The sequence below is a fragment of the Chryseobacterium soldanellicola genome (genome assembly GCF_900100115.1).
Lineage (GTDB): Bacteria > Bacteroidota > Bacteroidia > Flavobacteriales > Weeksellaceae > Chryseobacterium > Chryseobacterium soldanellicola.
This window is the reverse complement of the sequence record NZ_FNKL01000001.1, coordinates 439812-458793: the sequence shown is the minus strand read 5'-3', so window position 1 is coordinate 458793 and position 18982 is coordinate 439812. Positions and strand designations below refer to the sequence as shown.

The window sequence follows — 18982 nt, the reverse complement described above, 5'->3', positions numbered from 1 at the left end:
GATTTTCCAACTTGAAATAACTTAAATAATTTTAACATTATATTTTATGAAATTTTTTATTGATACCGCCAATTTAGAGCAGATAAAAGAAGCTAATGATCTCGGAATTTTGGATGGCGTTACGACCAATCCATCATTGATGGCGAAGGAAGGAATCAGCGGCACAGAAGCTATTTTGCAGCATTACAAAGATATCTGTGAAATTGTTGACGGTGCTATTTCAGCCGAAGTCCTTTCTACAACCTACGAAGAAATGATTGCAGAAGGTGAAACTCTTGCAGCCATTCATCCGAATATCGTTGTGAAAATCCCAATGATAAAAGACGGCGTAAAAGCTCTTAAATATTTTTCCGATAAAGGAATCAAAACCAATTGTACCCTGATTTTTTCCGCAGGTCAGGCACTTTTGGCAGCAAAAGCAGGAGCGAGTTACGTTTCTCCGTTTTTGGGAAGATTGGATGATATTTCGACTGACAGTTTGAATCTTATTGAAGAAATCCGTCTTATTTTCGATAATTATGGCTTCGAGACAGAGATTTTAGCGGCTTCTGTAAGACATAGTATGCACATCATTAATTGTGCAAAAATCGGTGCCGATGTTGTGACTTGTCCATTGCCTCCGATTTTGTCATTGCTGAAACATCCATTGACAGACAGCGGTTTGGAGCAGTTTATTAAAGATTCAAAAAAATTGAAATAATTATGCAGCACAATATGAATTTAAATTGTCTCTGATTTATTAATGAAAAAAAGCATAAATTGCAGTCATCTATGCAGGAGAAATTAATCAGACATACGAAGGAGGCGTTTCTATCAGCCTTTCAATCTGACCCGGAACGAATTTTTCTGGCCCCGGGAAGAATTAATATTATTGGCGAACACGTTGATTACAGCGATGGTTTTGTACTTCCGGCCGCTATCGACAAACATATCTGTTTTGCTGTAAAAAAGCTAAATAACTCAGAAAGCTGCACTTTTTTTGCTGTAGATTTTAACGATTCTTTTAGCTTTAATACCAACCAAAAACAAACTCCGGTTTCACAGACCTGGGTTAATTATTTATTGGGTGTTTTCAATGCCATTCAGGAAAGCGGAAAAGCTATCGGAGGACTGCAGATTGCTTTCAGCAGTACAATTCCGATGGGTTCAGGTTTGTCGTCTTCAGCAGCTTTGGAATGCGGATTTGCTTTTATCCTCAACGAAATTTTTAATTTAAATTTATCTAAAAAAGATTTAGCGCTCATTGGTCAGAAATCCGAACACACTTTTGTTGGGGTTAAATGTGGAATTATGGACCAGTTTGCCTCTGTTTTCGGCAAAGAACATCAGGTGATAATGCTGGACTGCAATTCTCTGGAGCATCAGTATTTTGAGGCTAATCTCGAGGGTCACAGTCTGGTTCTTTTTGATAGTTGCGTAAAACATACACATCTCACTTCCGGCTATAACGACCGACGAAAAGATGTTGATAAAGGAAAAAAGAAATTATGGGAGAAATTTCCGGAAATAGAGAAGTTCAGAGATTTCAGTTTTTCAATGTTGGATGAAGTGAGGCCAGAAATAGGAGAGATATCCTACAAAAGATGCCTTTATCTTTTAAAGGAAATCAAGAGAGTTGAAAAAGCCGCCAAAGCTTTGTCAGAAGGAGATACACGATATCTGGGTGAGCTTCTTACCGAAACACATTCAGGGCTTTCTACTGAATTTGAAGTGAGTTGCAAGGAACTGGATTTTATGGTAGAGGAAACTTTAAAAGAAGACGGCGTTTCAGGCGCAAGAATAATGGGCGGCGGTTTTGGCGGATGCAGCATCAATCTTATTAAGGATGAAAATGTTGATGAAGTTATTAAAAATATCAGTGCGAAATACAAAATGTATTTTAACATCGAAATGAAGGTGTACCGTGTAAAAATATCAGATGGAATCAAAGAATATAAAAGAAATGAATTCGTCATTTAATCAGAAAAAACATCCTCACAGAAGATACAATCCTCTTTTGGATGAATGGATTCTGGTGTCTCCGCAACGGGCCAACAGACCTTGGCAGGGACAGACTGAAAGAGTTACCGAAGACCAGCTTCCGGCACATGATGAAAATTGTTATTTATGTTCGGGAAACCTGCGTGTTAATGGTGAAAAAAATCCTGATTACACCGGTGTTTATGTCTTTGACAACGACTTTGGCTCCCTAATGAAAGATGATGTTGAATTTTCTGATGAAAAGTCGGATTTTTTTACATTAAAACCGGAACGCGGGATTAACAGAGTGATCTGCTTTTCGGAAAACCACAGTCTCACTTTACCGGAAATGGAAGCAGATGATATTAAAAAAGTTGTGGATGTGTGGCAGGAACAATACGAAGAGTTAGGTTCTGAAGATTACATCAATCACGTTCAGATTTTTGAGAACCGGGGAAGTGTGATGGGATGCAGCAATCCGCATCCTCACGGCCAAATCTGGGCACAGGCTTCAATTCCGTCGACAGTTTTGAAAACACAGGAAAATCTTAAAAAGTATTTTGAAAAAAATGGAAGCTCGCTTCTGGAAGATTATCTCAAAAGAGAATTGGAAGTAAAAGAAAGAATCGTTCTTGAAAATGAGGATTTTGTGGCTTTAGTTCCATTTTGGGCAATCTGGCCTTATGAAACAATGGTTGTCAGCAAGAGAAAAGCTGAAAATATTCTGCAGTTTTCTGATTCGGAAAAACTTTCCTTAGCAAGAATATTGAAAGATTTAACCACAAAATACGACAATCTTTTTGAAATTTCTTTTCCATATTCTGCAGGAATCCATCAATCGCCAACAGATGGAAAATCTCATCCTGAATGGCATTTTCATATGCATTTTTATCCGCCTTTATTACGGAATGCAGCGGTGAAAAAATTTATGGTCGGCTATGAAATGCTTGCCGAACCGCAACGTGATATCACGCCGGAACAGAGCGCAGAAATATTGCAGAATCTTTCGGTTGTACATTACAAAAGTGATAAATAAAAAGAACTTAACTTTGCATCCTACATTTTAATTGATTTACCCTCGGGAGATTTCAGGGGAATTATGTGTAAAGAATACTATTATGAGAGATATTAAATTGATTGTCACGGATATGGATGGTACCTTTCTCAATTCACATTATGAAGTGAGTCCTGACTTTTCTGCTGTCTTTAAGGAGTTGAAAAAAAGAAATATCTTATTTGTGCCTGCGAGTGGCAGACAAATGCCGGGGATTACCCAATATTTTGAAGACATTAAGAATGACATCGGTTTTATTGCAGAAAATGGAGGATATGTTATTTATAAAAATAAAGAACTTTTTGCAGATAAGTTAGAACATGCATTTATTGTTGATATTACCGCGGCCATTCGTGAAATTCCTGGTGCCAGGGCTGTTTTGTCTGCAAAAAAGAAAGCTTATTATGAAAGTGATGATCAGCAGTTTGTAGAGTATTTTACAAAATATTATACTGAAAATCAAAAAGTAAATGACCTGGGAGAAGAAGTTGATGATGATGTATTCAAGATTGCAGTTTATCATCCTGAGGGTTCTGAAAAGAATCTTTACCCTTTCCTTAAGAAATTCCGGGAGAATAATCTGGAAGTAGTTGTATCCGGGAAATACTGGCTTGATATAATGAATAAAGACATCAACAAAGGCAATGCGCTGCAAAAGTTGCAGAATCTTCTGAATATCTCGCCCTCCCAGACCATGTCTTTCGGAGATTACATGAATGATATCACAATGCTTGAAAGATCAAAATATTCTTACGCAATGGAAAATGCTCATCCTTCTGTAAAAATTGCCGCCAGCTTTTCTACACTTTCAAATGACGATTTTGGAGTCTTAAAAACGATTAGTGAATATTTAAGTATCTAATTCCAGAATTGTGACAAATGCAATTTGCTGCGTTAAAAGACCTTATTTTTTAACTTTAATTGATGAAAGAGTTAGAAAAAATTACAGTTTATAAGATTCAACGATAACACAGAAGATATTGACGTAGAGTCTTCAATCCATTTTCATGAATTAAACTAAACATAAGGAATAATATGCAAATAACAAATGCGTTAGGAGTTAAAAAAAACCGGAAAGAAAGTGAATTATCACATCTTTCCGGTTTTGTACCCAGGACCGGGATCGAACCGGTACTCCTAAGAACTGGTGTTTGAGACCAGCGCGTCTACCAATTCCGCCACCTGGGCTGGTGTTACCACGCTTTTAATTGGTGTGCAAATATATAAACTTTTCTTAATACTCAAAAATATTTTGATGAAAAATTTTTAAAATTCTATCTCCAAACCATCGTAAGCAAGGTGCATTCCGGTCGGAAGTTGTTTATCTTCAACATCATGTAATCCTAAATGATGGCTGATGTGAGTTAAAAATAATTGCTTAGGCTGCAGCTCTTCAAATAGCTTAATCACATCCGGAAGAATAAAATGCGCAGGATGAGGATCAAATTTTCGAATGCAGTTTAAAACTAAAACATCCAAATTCTTCAATTTTTTCTTTTCCGTGTCAGAAATAAAGCCGGCATCTGTGATGTAAGCCATATTTTTAAATTTATATCCGAAAACAGTAATTTTATAATGAATTACTTCAATCGGAGTAATTTCCGTATTTAAAACAGTGAAAGTTTCGTTTTCAATTTCATGAAGGTCAAATGCCGGAGCTCCCGGATATCTTACGTCTGTAAAAGCGTATGGAAAACGGTTTTTAACCTCATGGCCAACCCTTTGATAACAATAAAGAGGCATATTTTTTCCACTCTTAAAAATAAGCGGGCGCATATCGTCAAGCCCGATCACATGGTCGTTGTGTTCGTGCGTGAGCAGAGCAATATCTATGTTGCTTTCATGATTTAAAAGCATTTGCTGCCTGAAATCAGGTCCGCAATCAATCAATATTTTTCTGTTTTCTTCCGTAGTTACCATCGCGGAAGAGCGAAAACGATTGTCTTTGGGATTTTTTGATGTACATACTTCGCAAGTGCAGCCAATAACGGGTACGCCCTGGGAAGTTCCCGTTCCTAAAAATTTCAACTTCATTTTCTTTTGAGGTTGGTTTAATTTTGGTAAATTTACGAAAAATTTAATGTCCTAATGTATCAGAAACTAACTCCTAAACAAAAAGCATTAACAATTAATCTAGATCCTACTATTTATGGTACTTTCGCGGAAATTGGAGCAGGGCAGGAGACTGTTCGGCATTTTTTTAGAGCAGGGGGAGCTTCTGGCACAATTGCTAAGGCGATGTCTGCTTACGACAAAGATTTTAGTGATGCCATCTACGGAAAAGAGGTTAAAAACAGATACGTTACCCAAAACAGACTTCGAAAAATGCTTCGCTATGAAGTTGCTTTAATTGAAGAAAGGATTTCCAGAGAAAACAACCCGAACAGAAAGTTTTTTTCTTACGCAAATACGGTTACTACCATTAATTTCGACAAGACGGTAAGAGGTCATGGCTGGGTAGGAATCCGTTTTCAGGTGAAAGAAAATGAAGATTATAACGAAATTGTAATCCACGTAAAATTCAATGAAAATGATGCGACTTTACAGCAGGAAACTCTCGGGAATCTTGGGGTAAACCTTATTTTCGGAGCTTTTACTTATTTCGATAACCCAAGAAGACTGATCGAGTCTCTTTACGATGATGTGGCAACCGATAACCTTGAAATTGATATGATCGATTTCAGCGGACCGGCTTTTGCCTATGTTGATAACAGGCTGATGTCGTTACAGTTGGTAAAACATGGAATGACTGATGCGGTGATTTTTAATTCTCAGGGAAACAATATGCTTCCTGCGGATATTTTATATAAGAAAAATATTTTTGCGGTAAGAGGTAGTTTCAGGCCCGTAACAAAAGTGAATATCGACATGCTCCAAAACGGCCTTGAAATGTTCATGCAAGACGCAGCCTGTACACAGGAAGAAACGGAAGTTTTAATTGAAATTACCATTTCAAACCTTCGTGCAGACGGGGATATTGATGAGCGTGATTTCCTGGACAGGGTGGATGTTCTCGGAAAATTAGGATATACCGTAATTGTCTCAAATTATTCTGAATATTACCGACTTATTGATTATTTTGCTTCCTATACAAGTGGAAATATCGGAGTTGCAATGGGAGTAAATAACCTGTTGATGGTGTTTGATGAAAAATATTATAAAAATTTATCTGGTGGAATTCTGGAGGCTTTCGGTAAGTTTTTCAGAAACGGAATGAGAGTCTATTTGTATCCTTACAAAGATCCTGAAACTCACGAATTGCTGGATTCTGATAATCTTAAGGTCGAAGAAAACCTGAAAGAGCTTTATAAATATTTCAAGCATAACAATCGTATTGTTGACATTAAAAATCACAATCCGGAATTCCTGGAAATATACTCAAGAGAGATTTTGAGAAAAATAGCCTGTAACATCAAAGGCTGGGAAAATCAGGTTCCTGAAGGTGTTGCAGAGATGATAAAAGAGCGTGGAATGTTCGGCTACAAAGAAGAGCTTTCACTAAAACAATTCTCTTAAAAACAATAATAAAAATGTCAGAATTAAAGAAAAGACTTTCGTCAATCCTTGAAAGTCCGAAACATAATACAGAAGAAAAACTTCAGAAAGTTTGCCATTTGCTGGATCAGGAAATATCTTATTTCAACTGGACAGGCTTCTATTTCAAAAACGGCGATAAAGATGAGTTAAAGCTCGGGCCATACGTTGGAGCACCGACAGATCACGATATTATTCCTTATGGAAAGGGGATTTGCGGACAGGTTGCGGTTTCCAATGAAACATTTGTGGTTCCGGATGTTCATCAGCAGGATAATTATCTAAGCTGCTCCATCGATACAAAAGCTGAAATCGTAGTTCCGATCTTCAAAGACGGAAAAAACATCGGGCAGATTGATATTGATTCTCATACAATTGATCCTTTTACAGCTGAAGACAGAGAATTACTGGAATGGCTTTGTAACGAAGTTTCCAAGATTTTATAATTAAATTCTTATAAAAGTTATTTAAAATATTGACTCCGGCTCGAAGAGCCGGAGTCTTTTTATGTTTATCGAAGAAATTTTACTAGAATTTTATCAATAGGAACGGGCTTTAGCCCGTTTTATAATTAACAATCAATCGGCTTTAGCCAAAACTTAAACTATCAAAATATTGGTGCTATCTGTGAAAATATTTGTGGAATTTGTGTTTAAAAAGAAATTGATTCTACCTCAGAAATCAATCCTTTGAAATAATCCCCACATTTCGCAATATGCGTCCCATACCAGGAAAAAGCCTCTCCATCCACGATCATAATCTTTTTATCGGGATAAAATTCTCTTAATTCTTCAATATGTTTTTCTTTGAAAGGAAAAGGTTCGGAAGAAAGCATGATCAGTTCAGCTTCAGCCAGATCTTCAACCTGAATTTCAGGATAACGTTTTTTATCTTTAAAAATATTCTCAAATCCGATTTCCGTCAAAATTTTATGAATAAAAGTATCCGAACCGATCGTCATATAAGGATTTTTCCAGATCAGATAAGCTACTTTTATTGGTGAATCAATTTTTGCCTGATTCAGAACATCATAAATTTTAAGGTTGAATGATTGCGCTTTTTCTTCTTTATTAAAGATTTTCCCTAAATTTTTCAGCAAATAATAATTGTCTTCAATATTTTCAACATTCGTGACAATTACTTTAAAATCCTGCATTAAAGCCTCAACCTGTTCTTTAACATTTTCTTCTTTATTGGCAAGAATTACATCCGGTTGTAATGCTTTAATTTTATCAATATTAATATTTTTCGTTCCACCGATGATGGCTACGTTTTTTACTTTTTCTTCAGGATGAATACAGAATTTTGTTCTTCCGATAACTTCATTTTCAGTTAAGCCCAAATCGAATAATGCCTCGGTAATCGAGGGTACAAGAGAAACAACTTTCATTTTACGGTTTTAGATGTTGCTTAAAATTACAAAAGTTTTCCGGTTAAGAAAAGTCCGGCCACTGAGAAATAGATAATTAAACCCGTAACGTCTACCAAAGTTGCTACAAATGGTGCGGAAGAAGTCGCAGGGTCAAGTTTTAATTTTTTTAATATAAATGGAACCATTGAACCTGAAAGTGTTCCCCAAAGTACGATCAATACTAAAGAAACGCCCACGCTTAAGCCTACAAAAGGCCAATACATTCCATAATTAAAGATTCCTGTTTCGTGCCAGATCATGATTCTTAAAAAACCAATGATTCCGAGAACTCCACCAAGAAATAATCCTGTAAAAATCTCTTTTTTCATGACGTACCACCAGTCTTTTAAGCCAATTTCCTGAAGCGCCATCGCCCTGATAATCAGTGTTGCAGCCTGTGAACCGGAATTTCCTCCGCTTGAAATAATCAACGGAACAAATAAAGCCAAAACAACCGCTTTTTGAATTTCATCTTCAAAATAACCCATTGCAGAGGCGGTCAACATTTCAGAGAAAAATAGGATAATCAGCCACATTCCTCTCTTTTTTACCATTTCGATAAGAGAAGTCTGTGTATAAGGCAGATCCAGGGCTTCAAGACCCCCGAATTTTTGAATATCTTCGGTATTTTGTTGTTCAATCTGATCGAGAATGTCATCAATTGTTACGATTCCTACCAAAACTCCGGCTTCTGTGATGATCGGAAGGGCAGTTCTGTCGTATTTTTCAAAATACGTAACGGCATCTTCTTTTGAAGTAACAGTGGTAATGGCAACGAAATGATTGTCAGTCATATCCGAAATCAAAGTGTCTTCTTCTGCCAATAATAAGCTTCCCAAAGCAATATCATCGATCAGGCGGTTTCTTTCGTCAACCACATAAAGATGGTTCATTGTTTCCACTCTTTTTCCCACTTTTTTGATCTGCTGGAGACATCTTTTGACCGTCCATTCTTTTCTGATCTGGATATAATAAGGAGTCATCAAACGCGCAATGGAATCCGAATTATAGCCTAACAATTTTAAAGCAATCCTTCTTTCCTGCGGGTTAAGATGATTAATTGAATATTTAATCAGTTCATCCGGGAAATCCTCAAACAATGCGGTCCTGTCATCGGGAGTCATCGCATTCAAAATCTCGGAAACTTCATCGCTTCCGATACTTCTTATGGTTTCTTCCTGGAAATCAGGATCTAGATGAGAAAAAACTTCCGCTTTGTATTCTTTCGGAACTTTCAGGAATGCCAACAGTCTCTCGTCAGCATGAAGGGCACTGAGAGTTTCGGCAATATCGGCAGGGTTGAAAACAAGTTCGTCTCTGGAATTCAAAACGTCATTTTTTTGATATGCAAAAATAACCCAAATTTTTAAGACTGGCGAATGATGTGCGAAATTTAAGGATTAATTAAGCGTAACGTAAATCCTGAATTGATAATAACGAATTGTCAATTTTTAGTTATTACACTAAAAATATTAATATTGAACTGAATTAAAACCCAATCTCGGAAGAAGGTTTTATTTTTCTCAATTTTTTAAGAATATCTTTAATAGCTCCGTTGGTTCCTATTTTCACGGAATTTACCGTTGAGCCGAGCAACCGGATATTTTTACGGTATGTATCGTAATCGGTTTGTGTTAAAAGGTTTCCTTCGGCGTCAAAAAGTTTCATGCTTACCACAACCTGGTTGGAGAAAACGTATTTGCCGATTCCTACTTTGAAGTATTTCACTTTTGGAACTACGGCAAAATCAGCGTCATTATTGATGCAGTAATCCACAATGGTCTGTTTGTCAATGCTGTCAAAAGAAACCTGAACTTCAGTTTTCAGCATTTTATTTTTTCTGCCGCTCAAATTATCGGAAACGGCACTGAAAAAGGCATTATTCGTAGGCTCTTTGATTTCCTCAATATCGGGATTTACCTCAGGATTGAAGTATAGGACTTTCTTGGTCTTATTATCGATGTTTTTCTGAGCTTTTATCAAAATTGTACCGACCAATAAGAGAGAAGTAAATGCTGTAAAAATTAAAACTTTCCTCATTTGTAATTCATTTGCAAAATTACTGTCTTTTAATCGGATGGCATAATTTTTTTAAGAACTTTTTAACATTTTTTTCTATTAAATTCAATATACGGAATCAATAATGTTTGCGGAATCGAAAAATAATTGTAATTTTGCAGCCGTTACATAATAATCATTAAACAATATTGGAATGTACTTAACAACAGAAAAAAAAGCGGAAATTTTCGCAAAGCACGGAAAATCTGCACAAGACACAGGGAGCGCTGAAGGACAGGTAGCTCTTTTTACTTACAGAATCAATCACTTATCTCAGCATTTGAAGGCTAATCGTCATGACTTCAATACTGAAAGATCTTTGGTAAAATTAGTAGGTAAAAGAAAAAGCTTATTGGATTATCTTAAGAAAAAAGATATCGCAAGATATAGAGCAATTATTGCTGAATTAGGTTTAAGAAAATAATCTACAAAGATTTTCAAATAGAAGCAACTTCGAAAGAGGTTGCTTTTTTGTTTTCGGCTGTTTAATTTTAAATACATAATTTATACTTCGTTTTTGATAAAATTTAAGGTCATTAATTGATATTTTACTGCTAAAAATTTAAAAAATCGTTATAATATATTACCTTTGCAAACGAAAATTTAAATAGTTTAAATATTAATCGTACTCATACGGAGTACAAGAGACGAAAATTTATGAGTATACCTCAAGCGTTTACAGAAACGATTACTCTTGCAGACGGCAGAGAAATCACAATTGAAACAGGGAAGCTGGCTAAGCAGGCTGACGGATCTGTGGTAGTAAAAATGGGCGGAACAATGCTTTTAGCAACAGTTGTGGCCAATAAAGAAGCAAATCCTGGTGTAGATTTTTTACCATTAACAGTAGATTACAGAGAAAAATTTTATGCTGGAGGTAAAATTCCCGGAAACTTTTTCCGTAGAGAGGCAAGACCTTCAGATCAGGAAATTTTAACAATGCGTTTGGTAGACAGAGTTCTACGCCCTCTTTTCCCTGAAGATTTCCACGCGGAAGTTCAGGTAATGATTTCATTAATTTCTTATGACGGCCAGTCTATTCCTGATGATTTAGCCGGTTTAGCGGCTTCTGCTGCGATCGCAATCACGGATATTCCTTTTAACGGGCCAATGTCTGAGGTAAGAGTGGTAAGATTCGACGGTCAGCTTTCTATTAACCCAAGTTATGAAGATCTTAAAAATTCAGAGCTTGATATTATGGTTGGAGCGACTAAAGATTCAATCGTAATGGTGGAAGGGGAGATGAAGGAGATTTCTGAGCAGGAAATGCTGGAAGCAATCATCTTCGGTCATGCTGAAATTAAAAAACAAATCGAAGCTCAGGAAAGATTAGCTGAAAAAGTAGGCAAATCTTTACCAAAAAGAGAATATTCTCACGAAAATCACGATGAAGCGATCCGTGAAAAAGTGTGGAAAGAAACTTACGATAAAGTATATGAAGTAGCAAGAACTCCTTCCGGTAAAGAAGAAAGAGGAGAAAAATTCAAAGCGGTACGTGAAGAATTTTTAGCGCAGTATGTTGATAATCCAGAAGAATTGGAAAGAGTAACTCCTTTCGTAAAAGTATATTATCATGATGTAGAAAAAGAAGCCATGCGTCAGATGATCTTAGAAGACAATATCCGTCTTGATGGTCGTGATCCTCAAACGATCCGCCCGATCTGGTCAGAAATTGACTATCTTCCGGGAGCTCACGGTTCTGCAGTGTTTACAAGAGGTGAAACTCAGTCTTTAACGGCTGTAACATTAGGTTCTGTAAAAGATGCAAACATGGTAGACAGCGTAATGGCAAATTACGACGAAAAATTCTTCCTGCATTATAATTTCCCTCCATTCTCAACAGGTGAAGCAAGGCCTTTAAGAGGAACTTCAAGAAGAGAAGTAGGACACGGAAACTTGGCCCAGAGAGCTTTACAGGCAGTTATTCCTGCTGAAAACCCATACACGATCAGAATTGTATCTGATATTTTAGAATCAAACGGTTCGTCTTCAATGGCAACAGTTTGTGCAGGAACATTAGCATTAATGGATGCGGGTGTACAGATTACAAAACCGGTTTCAGGGATTGCAATGGGATTGATCACGGATACAAAATCAGGTAAATTCACCGTGCTTTCTGATATCTTAGGAGATGAAGATCACTTGGGGGATATGGACTTTAAAGTAACGGGAACTGCAGACGGGATCACGGCTTGCCAGATGGATATTAAAATCCAGGGACTTTCTATGGACATCATGGAAAAAGCTTTAATGCAGGCAAGAGACGGAAGATTACACATTTTAAATAAAATCACAGAAACAATCTCTGCACCAAGACCGGATGTGAAGCCTCACGCTCCGAAAATGGTTGTACTGGAGATTTCTAAAGATTTTATCGGTGCGGTAATCGGACCTGGTGGAAAAATCATTCAACAGTTACAAAAAGATACAGATACAGTTATTGCCATTGAAGAAGTTGGTGAAATCGGACGTATCGAAATTGCAGGAACAGACAGAGAGAAGATCAACGCTGCTATTGCAAAAATCAACGAAATTACTTTCGTACCTGTAGTAGGTGAAGTGTACCAAGGAAAAGTGGTGAAAGTGATGGATTTCGGTGCTTTTGTAGCGATTGCAAAAGGAACGGAAGGCTTACTTCACATTTCTGAAATTGAATGGGCACGCCTAGATAAAGTACCTTATAAAGAAGGTGATGAAGTAGAGGTGAAATTCATGGGTTATGATGACCGTAAGAAAATGAAGCTTTCCCGTAAAGTTTTGTTGCCAAGACCTCCAAGACCGGAGCAAAAGCCAAGACAGGAACAACAACAGGCCAGACCTGAAGGTGATAAACCGACAGAACAGGCTTAAAAATATAAACCATCGAAATTTTCGGTGGTTTTTTTATTTAAAACAGAAACTATTAAGGTCTTTAAAATATATTGAGATTCAATTATTTATCTCGGCAAGCACTTGTTTTGTATAGATATTTTACGTATATTTGTTGCTTAAAGATATTCTCTGCTTTGCAGTGTTGTGATTATTTAGAATACAATTTTCTCAGTTTTCAATTTTTTTCAGTTCTCTGAACAATCAACTCAGACAAATAAAAGCAATTAAGAAACTTTGCATCTCTTTTTATAAAGAGGTATTCATTGTAAGGTTTTATTACCTATCTTTAAAGTAAAATAACTTCAGAAACAATTAAATTTTAAAAAATATATGGCGGATTCTTTCTCTAAAAAAGAAAATTTTAAGAAAAAAGTTCAAAAACAAAAGGAAAAAGTAATGCGTCGTGAAGAGCGCAAATCAAGCAATGACAAAGGAAAAAGTCTTGACGAAATGTTTATGTATGTAGACTCAAACGGTCAGCTCACGACGACACCTCCTGATAATGTTGCTTATGAAATCAATCCTGAAGAAATACAGCTTGGGGCAGCTCCTATTGAGGCTGAAGAAGTTGTAAAATCCGGGATCGTTACATTTTTTAGCGACAAAGGTTATGGATTTATCACAGAAGATAAAACGAAGGAAAATCTTTTCTTTCACACCAATAACTGTATTGACGAGATTAAAAAAGGTAATAAGGTATCATTTGAAAAGGAAAAATCTCCTAAAGGTTTTTCTGCAGTAGGTATTAAATTAATCAAATAATCAAATGTTTCTGGAGATACGTTTTCAGGAAACATTAAAAAATATAGAAAAAGCTCCTAGAAAGGGGCTTTTTTTATGCAATTCATTCTTCTATCTATTTTCATAAATTTATTTATATTTAAACAAAAAAACATATGAAAAAACTGTTGCTCTTGTCGCTTCTTAGCTTTTCTGCTTTTACATTCGCTCAAACCGTAAATGATGTTCCCCTGAAAGATATTGACGTAGATTATGTACAGATCATCGGAACCGGGCGTTCTTTAAGCACAAAAGTAAATGTGGAAATTGATTTCGGGCAGGAAACAAAATCCATTTCTTTTAAAAACGGAACAAGTATTAAAGACGAAAGAGGAAGAAATATCAAATTCAATTCTATGATGGATGCCCTTAATTTTATGTCTGCCAACGGATATGCCTTCCAATTTGCATATACGACTAATGATGAAAAAGATCAGGCGATTTACTATATTTTAAAGAAAAATAAATAATAGATTGTAATTTTTAATTAATAAAAAACCACCGAAATTTTCAGTGGTTTTACAATGTTTTAATGATATAAATTCTCTCTGATTTCAATCAAAATTTTCGTTGTTTTCTCCACATCAGGAAAATCCGGAAGCGTGGAAACAGCGTGATAATGCTCGATAGACTGTATCAGATCTTCCGCTTTTTGCATGACGGCTTCATACGGCCAGTTTCCGGCTTTGATGTCTAATAATTCATCCCGGTTTTCTACCCGAATGTTCAGCAAACCGGTTTTGAAAATCTGTTCACAAGACTGCAAAAGACGAATCGTGTGCATCATATTTTTGCTGTCGTAGTTTTGTCCGTGGTTCTGATTAACGTTGTAGCGGTCTTCATTTCTTTCGGAAATCCAGTTTACTAAATAAGCAAAACTAAAATGAAAATACTTAATTTGTACCTTTGCAGTAAAGAATTTTATAAACTTTATGAAAAAATATTTTAAGGAATACACCGAACATTTATCTGCAATAATTTTACTGTTTTATATACTTGGGTTTAGTTACCAGTATTGCTATTATCAATATTTTGATATTAAAATACAATACTATGTTGCTTTAACTGATATTATTTTTCAATCAATAGGTAATGTTTTAAAGTCAGCAGTTATATTTTGTTTAATTAATGTGACTTTGGATATTATTTACGATTTGTTTTCAGCAAAGTTTTTAACGAGAGCGAAAAATAAAAATAAATACGACAGAATGACTGAACAAAAAAAGAAACGTGTTGATCGTTATTTTAAATATTCGGTTGAAAAAGTAAGACCTTTCTACACATTTATTCTGCTGTTTATTACAATGGTTGCAGGTATTTATATTTTTGATGATAAGTTTTATTTTTTACTGATCTTATTACCTAATTTAATTTATGGTACTTACAAAATAATACCTAAAGAAAATCGAGAATCCGATAAAACTTTTTCATCTGTTTTAGGCGTAATGCTTTTTATTATTTTGCTGGGATCTTACTGTTATTGGGGCTATTCAGAAGCTTCTGACGTTAGTAACAGTTACAGTTCTAAGGTTATAAAAACCGATAAGATATATACAGGAGATAATAAGCATAAATTTATTGGAGAAACTTCTCAATATATCTTTGTTTTAAATAAAAATAATGATGTTGTTACAGTTATTAATAAAGGCAATTTGAATGAAATGAATGTCGAACCGAACAGATATGAGATTGAAGATATAAGGCAAAAAAAGAAACAAATTGATGCTTTTGCAGATAAATATATTCATAAAGAAGTACCAAAAGAACCGATTAAGAAGAAATAAAAAAAAGCCTTTTTAAAGGCTTTTTTTTATGTGCGTGTGTGTTTTTTCTTTACATTTCGCTTAGATTAATCTTTACAATTAGTTTTGGCGATTATATAAATAGTATTTTTTATATTTTTCAGAAATATAATTTATATTTTTTGAAGAATGTTCTGTTTCACTTATTTCAACAAGCTTTTCATAAAAAGATTCTCTTTTCCCTTTTAATTTTATTTTGTTAAAGTTTTCCTGAAATTGTTTATTATATGTCCAACATTCATTTAAAATATTCTCATAATCATGATTTTTTGAAACTTCAAGCTTTTGTTTTTCTTCATCTTTATCTAAAATTGATTTTTCAATGTTTTGTAATATTAGATATTCATTTTTTATATTTTCATCAATTTCTTCGTTCTTTTCATCCAATGAAAAAATTCCAGATAATTCAGTTTTGATGTAAAAGCTATTTTGTACAAAGTCGGAATCAAATACAATTATTTCTTCTTCACTTCGATTAAATCCATCAATCGAGCAATTATTGAAGGGACTTGAAACAACTTCATTTTGAGAAAGGTTGTAAAATAGACGAGCAATTGTTGACTTTCCAGAACCATTATTTCCAAAAAAGAAATTCACCTTTTTAAGATCGTTTATCTCAACCGGATTTTTATAGGAAGCAACTTGATTGAGTTTAATTCTTGTTATCATAAGTTGAAGATTGTTATTAGTTTATGGTAAATATAATGTGAATGTACCTAAAAACGACTACGGATTTCCGTAATCGCTCAATTTATATTGCTAATATCTCCCTAAAAACCCTCTCCATCTCATTTTTGTCAGTCTTTCCCGCTGATAAACTTTTCGCTCTCTCCTCATTATCTCTCACCATCTCCTCTAAAAATCCAAAAAGTTCCCAATCATTTGCATGCTCATAAGATTCTCCTTTTGTAGCTTTTAAGGCAACAAGATTTTCTATTTTCGTTCTTGTAAAATCATCGACTAAAACCAACAATTCACTGAACAAAACTGGCGGAACAGTTCCTTTTTCTGCTATCCATTTTCCTGTCAAAGCCGTTCGAAGGCAGTAGAAATAACTTTTCAGTTTTACTTCATCGGTTCTGCAGGTTTCGAGATATTTTTTGCTCATGCTCAGATAATGGTAAGAAACCGCTATCGGAGAAAAACAGGAATCTGCTAAAGGTTTAAAAAGTTCATAAAACTTTTCGTTTTTCACATAAACGATAGGAGAGTAGAACCAACTCAATAAAGCCGCATTCGACTTTAATAAGAGGTGAAAAGTCTTTCGCAAGTCCCATCCGGAACCGTCCAGATCATCTTCGGTCATGAATTCTATCGTTTCATCTTTATCCCACGGCGACAGATACCAGTCTTTTTCGTGTCGATAGATAAAACGTATGTCGTAATCGCTGTCAGGAGACGCAAAACCCCAGGCTCGGCTTCCTGATTCTACGGCAAGAAGTATTTCTATGTTTCTTTCTGCCTCTATTTCTTTTAATTTTTCTAATATTTTAGGTGTCATTTTTTTTGTTTTTTAATTATAAAACGCTGTTTTTTTCGTTTACTTTTAAACCTTAAGCATAAACTTTGTCATTCTGAAGGAATCTAAACTCTTATTATTAAACTATATTTAGATTCCTTCGGAATGACAAAGTGGATGGATATTAAAAGCACATAATTTGAAATAATGTCTTTCAATAAAAACAAACTATGCTTTTCTAAATTTCTTCTTTTTCTTCCAAGGCGCATTCTTCTGAACATCCCCAGCCATAATACATCCGTAAGGCATCACTTCATCCAACACTTCACAAAGTCCGTATTCTTCAATCTGCGCTCTCACGTTTTTGGCGCTTTTATAAGCGGTCGGAAGCTCGGAAATATCAATTTCATTCGAGAAAAAACGGATATCTAATCCTTTGGTTTCTTCTTCAAAAACTTCTTCAATGGTTTTATGAGCCAGTGATTTTTTATGCTGCGTTCTGCTGAAATTTCTTCCTGCTCCATGTGGCGCAAAACCAAGATTTCTCTCATTGGTTTTTCCCTGAACGATCAAAACAGGTTCTGACATATTCAACGGAATCAATCTTGGTCCCGTAATATCAGGCATAAATTTATCATCAAGCGGAGTCGCCCCTTTTGCATGGTAAAACAAATCCCCATCCTTGAATACGAAATTATGTTCGTTCCAGTATCGATCTTCTTTTTTGATATTCATTTTATGTAAAACCGCATCGTGAATAGAAGTATGGTTTTCTTTTGTCCAGGTTCTTATCAATTGCAAGGCTACCCAATAGGATTTTCCTTCTTCTGTTTCGTACGGAATCCAGGCGTTTTCTCTTAATGTTTCAGGAGAAATTTCCTGTCTGAATCTATTCGCGACTTTCATTCCTTTATCGTATAATGCGGCTCCCGGAGCTCTTGATCCGTGGTGCGTTACCAACATGGTATTTCCCGTATTTTTTGAAATTCCGACGAACAGGAAATGATTTCCATCTCCCTGAGTTCCCATATGCGAACGCGCGATGCTGATTAATTTTTCATCATTCAAAAAATCATTTTTTCTGAAAGCATCCATTAATTCCTGAGACATTTCCATTTGCTCACCTCTCGGTCTTCCTCCGTATCCAAAGTGCGTAATTGAATGTGCTGTATCCAAAACTTCTTTAGGATCAGCTTTTCCAAAATCGGTCAGCATTACCGAACAACAGATATCTGCGCTATGAAATCCGGGGTGAATGGCATTTTTCGCCACAACAACTCCACCAACAGGAATATGACCTTCAGGACCTGTCGGACACGCATCAGGCATGATTGCGCCTTCAATCAAAGTTGGAGTTTTCATCAAAACTTTCATCGTATTGATTACTTTTTCCACGTTATCATTTTCGCTTTCGTGTTCAGCTCTGATGTTGATGATAAAATCTTTCGGCTTTTCATAAAGCGGAATCAATTCTGGTTGTTTAAATTTCTCCAAATAGGCAGTAATTTGATTTTCATCTAAATTATTTTCGTTGATATAATTGATGGCTTCTTTGAACCATTTTGCTGATCTGTAGCCTAATTCTATTAAGTTATTTCCGTTAAATTCCATATGTTTTTTCATTTTGTTGATGCAAAGTAATAATACAAGTATGCAATGTTTTTGCGTAGATAAAATTATTTTAATTATTTTTGATGAAAATATTTAGAATGTTATTTGAACAATTAGAAAAATCAGCGGAGGAAATTCAGTTTAAAGATGTTATTGCTTTTATTGATGAACATTATGATTTTACTCCGACAAAATTCACCAACGGAACTACGGTAAATGAAGCAGATCAAAATAATGGTTCTTGCAAAGTTTTCAGTTTTGGAAAGTTGAATGCCCTATCTAAAGAAGAGGTTTTACATCTTTTTGGAGATTTTTATAGAGAAGACGTTTTGAAAAATCCTGAAGGAACAGATCATCAAAACATCAGAAACTTCATCGAATTCGGCTGGGACGGGATTTCTTTTGAAGGTGAAGCTTTGAAGAGAAAATAATTTTCGTGGAAA

General features: G+C 35.3%; 20 protein-coding genes and 1 tRNA gene. 12 read left to right on the top strand and 9 right to left on the bottom strand.

The genetic code is table 11. The features are described 5' to 3' along the window. Positions 1-46: 46 nt before the first annotated feature. The 4 genes from fsa (at position 47) to BLT04_RS01970 (ending at position 3875) form a co-directional block, all read left to right on the top strand. Positions 47-700: a fructose-6-phosphate aldolase gene (fsa, locus tag BLT04_RS01985; RefSeq protein WP_089753161.1), complete on the top strand. Its 654-nt coding sequence runs from the start codon at positions 47-49 to the stop codon at positions 698-700. A 71-nt stretch (positions 701-771) separates the two neighbouring features. Further along, positions 772-1959: a galactokinase gene (galK, locus tag BLT04_RS01980; RefSeq protein WP_089753159.1), complete on the top strand. Its 1188-nt coding sequence runs from the start codon at positions 772-774 to the stop codon at positions 1957-1959. Continuing rightward, positions 1919-2995, top strand: a complete 1077-nt coding sequence (locus BLT04_RS01975) for a UDP-glucose--hexose-1-phosphate uridylyltransferase (RefSeq protein ID WP_089753157.1) — start codon at positions 1919-1921, stop codon at positions 2993-2995. The genes galK and BLT04_RS01975 overlap by 41 nt, the downstream gene beginning before the upstream one ends. A gap of 82 nt (positions 2996-3077) precedes the next feature. Beyond that, complete coding sequence (locus BLT04_RS01970; RefSeq protein WP_089753155.1) at positions 3078-3875, top strand: HAD family hydrolase; 798 nt, start codon at positions 3078-3080, stop codon at positions 3873-3875. A 246-nt stretch (positions 3876-4121) separates the two neighbouring features. Here the strand turns inward: BLT04_RS01970 and BLT04_RS01965 are convergent. Both BLT04_RS01965 and BLT04_RS01960 read right to left on the bottom strand, forming a co-directional pair. Beyond that, positions 4122-4201, bottom strand: a tRNA-Leu gene (locus BLT04_RS01965). Between the two features lie 78 nt (positions 4202-4279). Then, positions 4280-5047, bottom strand: coding sequence for an MBL fold metallo-hydrolase (locus tag BLT04_RS01960; protein ID WP_089753153.1), 768 nt, complete (start codon positions 5045-5047; stop codon positions 4280-4282). A gap of 54 nt (positions 5048-5101) precedes the next feature. Between BLT04_RS01960 and BLT04_RS01955 the strand changes: the two genes are divergently transcribed. Both BLT04_RS01955 and BLT04_RS01950 read left to right on the top strand, forming a co-directional pair. Beyond that, on the top strand, positions 5102-6529 hold the full coding sequence (locus BLT04_RS01955; RefSeq protein WP_089753151.1) for a nicotinate-nucleotide adenylyltransferase: 1428 nt from the start codon (positions 5102-5104) through the stop codon (positions 6527-6529). A gap of 14 nt (positions 6530-6543) precedes the next feature. Next, positions 6544-6993 carry a GAF domain-containing protein gene (locus tag BLT04_RS01950; protein ID WP_089753149.1) on the top strand — a complete coding sequence of 150 codons (450 nt, stop codon included), beginning with the start codon at positions 6544-6546 and terminating at the stop codon, positions 6991-6993. Positions 6994-7199: 206 nt separating this feature from the next. On the opposite strand, the gene BLT04_RS01945 is transcribed toward BLT04_RS01950, so the two are convergent. From BLT04_RS01945 to BLT04_RS01935, 3 genes are all read right to left on the bottom strand, one after another. Next, positions 7200-7937 carry an ABC transporter substrate-binding protein gene (locus BLT04_RS01945; RefSeq protein ID WP_089753147.1) on the bottom strand — a complete coding sequence of 246 codons (738 nt, stop codon included), beginning with the start codon at positions 7935-7937 and terminating at the stop codon, positions 7200-7202. A gap of 26 nt (positions 7938-7963) precedes the next feature. Then, positions 7964-9286 (bottom strand): magnesium transporter, encoded by a 1323-nt coding sequence (mgtE, locus tag BLT04_RS01940; RefSeq protein ID WP_089753145.1) that lies wholly within the window; start codon positions 9284-9286, stop codon positions 7964-7966. A gap of 160 nt (positions 9287-9446) precedes the next feature. Further along, entirely contained in the window at positions 9447-9998 is a 552-nt protein-coding gene (locus tag BLT04_RS01935; protein ID WP_089753143.1) for a pyruvate decarboxylase, read from the bottom strand. Between the two features lie 172 nt (positions 9999-10170). Between BLT04_RS01935 and rpsO the strand changes: the two genes are divergently transcribed. The 4 genes from rpsO (at position 10171) to BLT04_RS01915 (ending at position 14137) form a co-directional block, all read left to right on the top strand. Then, positions 10171-10440, top strand: a complete 270-nt coding sequence (rpsO, locus tag BLT04_RS01930; protein WP_089753141.1) for a 30S ribosomal protein S15 — start codon at positions 10171-10173, stop codon at positions 10438-10440. Positions 10441-10673: 233 nt separating this feature from the next. Further along, on the top strand, positions 10674-12866 hold the full coding sequence (locus BLT04_RS01925) for a polyribonucleotide nucleotidyltransferase (protein WP_089753138.1): 2193 nt from the start codon (positions 10674-10676) through the stop codon (positions 12864-12866). Positions 12867-13217: 351 nt separating this feature from the next. After that, positions 13218-13649, top strand: a complete 432-nt coding sequence (locus BLT04_RS01920) for a cold shock domain-containing protein (protein ID WP_089753136.1) — start codon at positions 13218-13220, stop codon at positions 13647-13649. A 134-nt stretch (positions 13650-13783) separates the two neighbouring features. Continuing rightward, positions 13784-14137: a hypothetical protein gene (locus tag BLT04_RS01915; RefSeq protein ID WP_089753134.1), complete on the top strand. Its 354-nt coding sequence runs from the start codon at positions 13784-13786 to the stop codon at positions 14135-14137. A 59-nt stretch (positions 14138-14196) separates the two neighbouring features. Here the strand turns inward: BLT04_RS01915 and BLT04_RS01910 are convergent, their stop codons facing one another. Further along, positions 14197-14625 carry a hypothetical protein gene (locus BLT04_RS01910; protein WP_228421888.1) on the bottom strand — a complete coding sequence of 143 codons (429 nt, stop codon included), beginning with the start codon at positions 14623-14625 and terminating at the stop codon, positions 14197-14199. On the opposite strand from BLT04_RS01910, the gene BLT04_RS01905 reads away from it, so the two are divergent. Next, the gene (locus BLT04_RS01905; protein WP_089753132.1) at positions 14600-15451 is read left to right on the top strand and encodes a hypothetical protein; all 852 of its coding nucleotides are present in this window, start codon (positions 14600-14602) and stop codon (positions 15449-15451) included. The two genes, BLT04_RS01910 and BLT04_RS01905, sit on opposite strands and share 26 nt — an antisense overlap. A gap of 78 nt (positions 15452-15529) precedes the next feature. Here the strand turns inward: BLT04_RS01905 and BLT04_RS01900 are convergent, their stop codons facing one another. The 3 genes from BLT04_RS01900 to BLT04_RS01890 form a co-directional block, all read right to left on the bottom strand. Next, positions 15530-16138 carry an AAA family ATPase gene (locus tag BLT04_RS01900; protein WP_089753130.1) on the bottom strand — a complete coding sequence of 203 codons (609 nt, stop codon included), beginning with the start codon at positions 16136-16138 and terminating at the stop codon, positions 15530-15532. A gap of 82 nt (positions 16139-16220) precedes the next feature. Further along, positions 16221-16970, bottom strand: coding sequence for a nucleotidyltransferase domain-containing protein (locus tag BLT04_RS01895; RefSeq protein ID WP_089753128.1), 750 nt, complete (start codon positions 16968-16970; stop codon positions 16221-16223). A gap of 186 nt (positions 16971-17156) precedes the next feature. Further along, positions 17157-18539 (bottom strand): RtcB family protein, encoded by a 1383-nt coding sequence (locus BLT04_RS01890; RefSeq protein ID WP_089754190.1) that lies wholly within the window; start codon positions 18537-18539, stop codon positions 17157-17159. A 98-nt stretch (positions 18540-18637) separates the two neighbouring features. On the opposite strand from BLT04_RS01890, the gene BLT04_RS01885 reads away from it, so the two are divergent. Next, entirely contained in the window at positions 18638-18970 is a 333-nt protein-coding gene (locus tag BLT04_RS01885) for a HopJ type III effector protein (RefSeq protein WP_089753126.1), read from the top strand. Positions 18971-18982 lie beyond the last annotated feature (12 nt).